Genomic DNA, 6,091 nt, shown 5'->3' with positions numbered 1-6,091 from the left:
CCCATCCCGAACTCGGAAGTGAAACGTAGCTGCGCCGATGGTAGTGTGGCCTAAGCCATGCGAGAGTAGGTCATCGCCAGGGTTTATACCCAAAAACCCCGCTGCTCACGCAGCGGGGTTTTTCTTTATTAAGTGAAGGCTCTGCTTTTTCGAGTTGCTTCCGCCCCAAGGGCAAGTACGCGAGCTGGCGCTGCAAGCGCTGCTGCAACCGTCTCCCTGGTGAAATTAGCGCTATGGAACCACCCGATCCCATCCCGAACTCGGAAGTGAAACGTAGCTGCGCCGATGGTAGTGTGGCCTAAGCCATGCGAGAGTAGGTCATCGCCAGGGTTTACATCCAAAACCCCGCTGCTCACGCAGCGGGGTTTTTCTTTGTGCGCAGGAAATACCCGCTAGTGCCGGCCGCTGGCCGGCAGATGCGTGGATGCCGCCGCTGCGTACGGTGCTGCCAACCAAGGTTGGCAACTACCAACGGCGGGGCCGGATGCGTCCTCCACACACGCACAAAAAAAGCGGCGCCCAGAGGGCGCCGCTTTGTGTACAGCTCGGCGGCGGGGGGACTTACTTCGCCGCAGCCGCCGGTGCCTTGGCCTTCATCATCGTGTCGCGGGCAGCCTTGAACGGATTGCCTTCGTACCAGTTCGGCCAACGATCGCCGCCGGCCAGTTCCTTGCCGACGCCGTACATCAGCTGCAGGTCCTCGACCGTGCCATCCAGCTTCCAGGTCGCCGCGTCATACTCGTCCTTCGGACCGTGGTAGCGGTTGGAACCGTAGTCGGCGGCCGCCTTGCGGCCCGCCTCGACGCCACCGTCGCGCAGGTCCTCACCGCCGTCGGCATACAGCGCCGGCACACCCGCCTTGGCGAAGTTGAAGTGGTCCGAACGGAAGTAGAAACCGCTCTGCACCGAGGTCTCGCCGTGCAGGGTGCGATCCTGGGCTGCAGCCAGCGGCTTGAGGATGTCTTCCAGCTCGGAACTGCCGAAGCCGGTCACCGTCACGTCCTTGGCACGACCGGCCACCGACATCGCATCGATGTTGATGACACCGGCGATCTTGTCCAGCGGGAAGGTCGGGTGGGCGACGTAGTACTTCGAACCCAGCAGGCCGGATTCTTCCAGGGTCACCGCCAGGAACACCACCGAACGTTCCGGCTTCGGTTCCTGGTGGGTCATGGCCTCGGCCACCTCAAGGATGCCAGCCACGCCGGTCGCGTTGTCGACGGCACCGTTGTAGATGTTGTCGCCCTGTTCGCCCTCGTGCTTGCCCAGGTGGTCCCAGTGCGCCATGTACAGCACGGCCTCGTCGGCGCGCTTGCTGCCAGGCAGCACACCCACCACATTGCGCGACTGCTTCTGCGCGACCTTGCTCTTCAGGTCCACCGACGCGGTTGCCTTCAGCGGCACCGGCTTGAAGCCGCGCTTGCTGGCGTCCTTGTAAGCCTGGTCCAGATCCAGCCCGGCGCCGGCGAACAGCGCCTTGGCGGCGTCGGCGCTCAACCAGCCCTGCACCGGCAGGCGCGGTTCGGCGTCGTCCTTGGCCGGCAGATCGTACTGCGGGCCGGCCCAGGAGTTCTTCACCACGTCCCAGCCGTAGGAAGCGCCTGCGGTGTCATGCACGATCAGTGCGGCGGCCGCACCCTTGCGCGCGGCTTCCTCGAACTTGTAGGTCCAGCGGCCGTAGTAGGTCATGCGCTTGCCGTCGAACAGCTTTTCATCATCGACATGGAAGCCCGGGTCGTTGACGAACATCACCACCGTCTTGCCCTTCCAGTCCTGGCCGGCGTAATCGTTCCACTTCTGCTCCGGTGCATCCACGCCGTAGCCGACGAATACGAGGTCGCTGGCATCGACCTTCACTTCTGTCTGGCCGGTACGGGTGCCCACCACCATGTCGGTGCCGAACTTCAGTTCGGTGGTTTTGCCGCCCTGGGTGAGGGTGAGCACGGTCGATTCATCGGCCGTGGTCTCGGTCATCGGCACGTCCTGGAACCAGCTGTCGCCGTTGCCGGGCTGCAGGCCGATGCGCTGCATCTGGTCGCGGATGTAGTTGACCGTCAGTTCTTCACCCTTGCTGCCAGGCGAGCGACCTTCGAACTCATCAGAGGCCAAGGTCTTCACCATCTCGGCAAAGTCGGCGGCGTTGATCGCGGCTGAGAACGTGTGCGGGGCCGGCTTGGCGGTGCTGTCGGCGCTGGGCGCCGGCGCCGGGGTGTCTTCGCCTTTGCAGGCGCTGAGCGCGGCCGCAGCGGCCAGGCACAGGAGGAGTTTGCGGGGCATCATCGGTTCCTGGAAACACAAGGGACGGCCGCGCAGCAGGCGCGACCGGTATCGGCAGTATCGCCCAAGCCGCAGGCTCAGTCCGCCGGGGCGGTATCGGTATCGAAGGGGATCGGGTCGGCGCCGGTGACCGGGCCGATGCGTGCACTGCTGTGGACATACAGCACCACTTCGCGCTCGAACAGCAGGCTGCCACTGACCGCCGCATTGGGGCCGATGATGACCCGCGGCTTGCGACTGGCCGTCAGCGAGACACTGAAGTTCGGCTTGCGCACATGCACACCGCCACCGACCTGCGAGCCGATGCCGATGGTGATGTCGCCGTTGACGGTCTCCACGTCCTTGCGCACGCGGCTGCCGACCAGGCCGATGCCACCGTTGACGGTTTCCACGCCGCCCTCGATCTGGCTGCCCTGGTCGCTGAAGATGCTGCCGTTGACCGTGCTGACATCGCCGTGGGCCGTCACGTCGCGGCCCATGCGGATGCCGCCGTTGACGGTCTCGATGCTGCCGGTGCGGGCCCGATCGGCGACCTTGACGCCGCCGTTGACGGTGTCGATGCTGCCGGTTTCCACGCCTTCGCCGACACGGATGCCACCATTGACGGTGTCCAGCTTGCCGTAGCGCTGGCCCGGATCGGCGCTGATGCTGCCGTTGACCTTGCTGACATCCGCCTGGCCCCAGGCCGGGCCACTGGCCAGCGCAATGCCCAACAGCAGCGGAATGGAGAGAGCTTTCATGGGAACCTCGTTGTTGTGCGGCTGGCAGGCCGCGTGCGGAGATGTCACCATTCCCCGCACGTCTCCGCATCTGCCTGAAGTCACTGGAAAGCCCTTGCGCAACAACGTCTTCCCCTCACGCCGGCATCACATCGCCACCCTGCGCGGTGGACGTTGCCTGTTGCTGGGAATGGCGCTTGCCCTGGCGCTGCCATTGCCGGGCGCGGCCCAGACCGCTTCGACCCGCGAGGCCGAGCGCAAGCTGCAGAAGCTGCGCAGCGAGCTGAAGGGCGTGGCGCAGGAGCGCCGGCAGATCGAGGGCCAGCGCGGACAGGCGTCGCAGCAGCTGCGCGAGGCCGATGAAAAAGTCGCGCGCAGTGGTCGCACCTTGGCCCAGACCGAGGCGGCGCTGCGTGAGCAGACCCAGGCGCTGGCCCAGGCCGAACAGCGGCGCAATGCATTGCAGTCCAACCTGGCCAAACAGAATCGCGAACTGGCGGGCCTGTTGCGCGCCGCCTACCAGTTGGGCAACCACGCGCCGTTGAAGCTGCTGCTTTCGCAGGACACGGTGGCCGATGCCAACCGTGCGCTGGCCTATCACCGCTACCTGCAGCGCGAGCGTGCGCAGCGCATCACCACGCTGACGGCCGATCTGAAGGAGCTGGAGACACTGCAGACGCAGATCGCCCAACGCCAGCAGCACCTGCAGGGTACCCAGCGGGAGCAGAAGCAGCAGGTCGCCACGCTCGCGTCGGACCGTCGCGAACGCGCGCAGACCGTGGCTTCGCTGGAAGAACGCTTCAAGGACAAGCGCGAGAAGGAACAAGCACTGGGCCAGGATGCCAAGGCGCTGGAAACCCTGTTGGCCAACCTGCGCGCTGCTGCGGCCCGTGCCGAGGCGGAGCGCCGTGCCGCCGCCCGCAAGGCCGCCGCCGAAAAAGCCGCCGCCGAGCGCGCGGCCCGCCAGGCCGCTGCCGCCGGCCGCCCACCGCCGCCGCCGACCAAGGTTCCCCCGGCGGTTGCCTCAGCGCCAGCGCCGAAGGTCGGTGGCTTGGGTTGGCCCCTGTCGGGCAATCTGCTGGCCCGCTATGGCGGCAAGCTGCCGGACGGCCGCACCAGCAGCGGCGTGTTGATCGGCGCACCTGCCGGAAGCACCGTCACCGCTGTGGCCGACGGCACCGTGGTGTTCTCCGATTGGATGACCGGCTACGGCATGATCCTGATCGTCGACCATGGCAACGGCTACATGAGCCTGTACGCCCACAACGACACCCTGCTGAAGGATGCCGGCGCGCGGGTCAGCCGTGGCGACGCGGTGGCCAAGGTCGGCAACTCCGGTGGCCAGGGCGTGACGGCGCTGTACTTCGAGCTGCGCCGTGGTGGGCAACCGGTCAATCCGGACAGCTGGCTGCAGTGGCGCTGAATTCCGGCTGGCCGCACGAGGCTGGATTCAACGGGAATTTAGCCACGCTTCGCGCATAATCGGTGCATGTGCCTTGGGCACGATGCCATCGTCGACAGGAGTGATCCATGCGCGCAGCCCGTACCGCCACCCTCTTGCTGGCTCTGTTGCCGGCCCTGTCCTGGGCCCAGCAGACCGCCCCCGTTCCATTGAAGGAAACTCCCGGGAAGGCGGCGAACAGCGAGGAGGCGGTGACCTCGAAGGTGCCGCTGGACGATATCCGGCGCTTCGTGGCCGTCTACAACGCGGTGCGCGCGGCCTATGTCGATCCGGTCGATGACAACAAGCTGATGCAGTCAGCCGTGCGCGGCCTGCTGCTCGACCTCGATCCGCACAGCACCTACTTCAACAAGGAAGATGCGGAGGCGTTCGACGAGCAGGCGAACGGCGCTTATGAAGGCATCGGCGTCGAGCTGCAGCAGCAGCCGGACAACGCCAGCATGAAGGTGATCTCGCCGATCGACGACACCCCGGCGGCCAAGGCCGGCATCCTCGCCGGTGACCTGATCATCGCCATCGATGGCAAGCCGATCAGCGCGATCGATGCCAGCGAACCGCTGCGTGGTCCGGCCGGCAGCAAGGTGGTGCTGACCATCGTCCGCGACGGTAAGCCCAAGCCGTTCGACGTCAGCCTGACCCGGCAGACGATCCGCGTGACCAGCGTGCGCAGCCGCCTGCTGGAGCCGGGCTATGGCTACATCCGCCTGAGCACCTTCCAGGCCGACACCGGCTCTGATTTCCAGAAGCACCTGCAGCAGCTGCAGAAGCAGTCCGGCGGCAACCTCAAGGGGCTGGTGCTGGATCTGCGCAGCAATCCGGGTGGTCTGCTGACCGCTGCCGTGCAGGTAGCCGATGATCTGCTCGACAAGGGCAACATCGTCAGTACCCGTGGCCGCATCAGCATCAGCGATGCACGCTTCGACGCCACCCCGGGCGACCTGTTGAAAGACGCGCCGGTGGTGGTGCTGGTGGATGCCGGTTCGGCCAGTGCATCGGAAGTGCTGGCCGGTGCCTTACGCGACAACAAGCGTGCGCGCGTGATCGGCAGCCGTACCTTCGGCAAGGGCTCGGTGCAGACCGTGCTTCCACTGGACAACGGCGATTCGGTGAAGCTGACCACGGCGCGCTATTACACGCCCAGCGGCAAATCGATCCAGGCCACCGGCATCGTGCCGGAAGTGGAACTGAAGGCCGCACCGCGTCCGGAAGATGAGGCGCTGCCGGCCAGCCTGAGTGATTACAGCGAAGCGACCCTGCCGGGCCACCTCCGTGGTGACGAGGAAGGCACCGAGGGCTACCACGCAGGCGCCGTGCTGCCGGGCGATGGTCCGATCAACGATGCGCTGGCCGAACTGAAGAACCCGGGTTCGGTGGCGGCGCGCTTGAAGGCAGAAGCCGCGAAGGCCGAAGCGGACAAGGCAGCGAAGGCCGCCGCCAAGCCTGCGCCGAAGGCGGAGCCCAAGGCTGAAGCGAAGCCCGAAGCAAAGCCGGAAGCAAAGCCCGAAGCAAAACCCGAAGCAAAGCCCGAAGCAAAGCCCGAAGCAAAGCCCGAAGCAAAGCCCGAAGCAAAGCCCGAAGCAAAGCCCGAAGCAAAGCCCGCAGAGGTCCCGGCCAAGCCTTGATTCTGTAGATT

General features: G+C 65.9%; 4 protein-coding genes and 1 rRNA gene. 3 read left to right on the top strand and 2 right to left on the bottom strand.

Features of this window, described 5'->3' with window-relative positions; all coding sequences use genetic code 11:
- Positions 1-215: 215 nt before the first annotated feature.
- A 5S ribosomal RNA gene (gene rrf / locus GIW57_RS18365) occupies positions 216-330 on the top strand.
- A 231-nt stretch (positions 331-561) separates the two neighbouring features.
- Here the strand turns inward: rrf and GIW57_RS18360 are convergent.
- Positions 562-2,277 (bottom strand): M28 family metallopeptidase, encoded by a 1,716-nt coding sequence (locus GIW57_RS18360; protein ID WP_100461594.1) that lies wholly within the window; start codon positions 2,275-2,277, stop codon positions 562-564.
- A 77-nt stretch (positions 2,278-2,354) separates the two neighbouring features.
- On the bottom strand, positions 2,355-3,017 hold the full coding sequence (locus GIW57_RS18355; protein ID WP_236512269.1) for a hypothetical protein: 663 nt from the start codon (positions 3,015-3,017) through the stop codon (positions 2,355-2,357).
- A gap of 169 nt (positions 3,018-3,186) precedes the next feature.
- Between GIW57_RS18355 and GIW57_RS18350 the strand changes: the two genes are divergently transcribed.
- Positions 3,187-4,419, top strand: a complete 1,233-nt coding sequence (locus GIW57_RS18350; protein WP_236512271.1) for a peptidoglycan DD-metalloendopeptidase family protein — start codon at positions 3,187-3,189, stop codon at positions 4,417-4,419.
- A 107-nt stretch (positions 4,420-4,526) separates the two neighbouring features.
- The gene (locus GIW57_RS18345; protein ID WP_236512267.1) at positions 4,527-6,080 is read left to right on the top strand and encodes a S41 family peptidase; all 1,554 of its coding nucleotides are present in this window, start codon (positions 4,527-4,529) and stop codon (positions 6,078-6,080) included.
- Positions 6,081-6,091 lie beyond the last annotated feature (11 nt).

Source organism: Stenotrophomonas sp. PA-6-5C (assembly GCF_021605635.1).
GTDB lineage: Bacteria > Pseudomonadota > Gammaproteobacteria > Xanthomonadales > Xanthomonadaceae > Stenotrophomonas > Stenotrophomonas lactitubi.
This window is presented reverse-complemented; position numbering and strand designations above follow the sequence as displayed.

What these genes read in the sequence shown, in the direction of transcription:
- GIW57_RS18345 (WP_236512267.1), top strand. Translation starts at nt 4,527, where the DNA reads ATGCGCGCAGCCCGTACCGCCACCCTCTTGCTGGCTCTGTTGCCGGCC.
- GIW57_RS18355 (WP_236512269.1), bottom strand. Translation starts at nt 3,017, where the DNA reads ATGAAAGCTCTCTCCATTCCGCTGCTGTTGGGCATTGCGCTGGCCAGT.
- GIW57_RS18360 (WP_100461594.1), bottom strand. Translation starts at nt 2,277, where the DNA reads ATGCCCCGCAAACTCCTCCTGTGCCTGGCCGCTGCGGCCGCGCTCAGC.
- GIW57_RS18350 (WP_236512271.1), top strand. Translation starts at nt 3,187, where the DNA reads ATGGCGCTTGCCCTGGCGCTGCCATTGCCGGGCGCGGCCCAGACCGCT.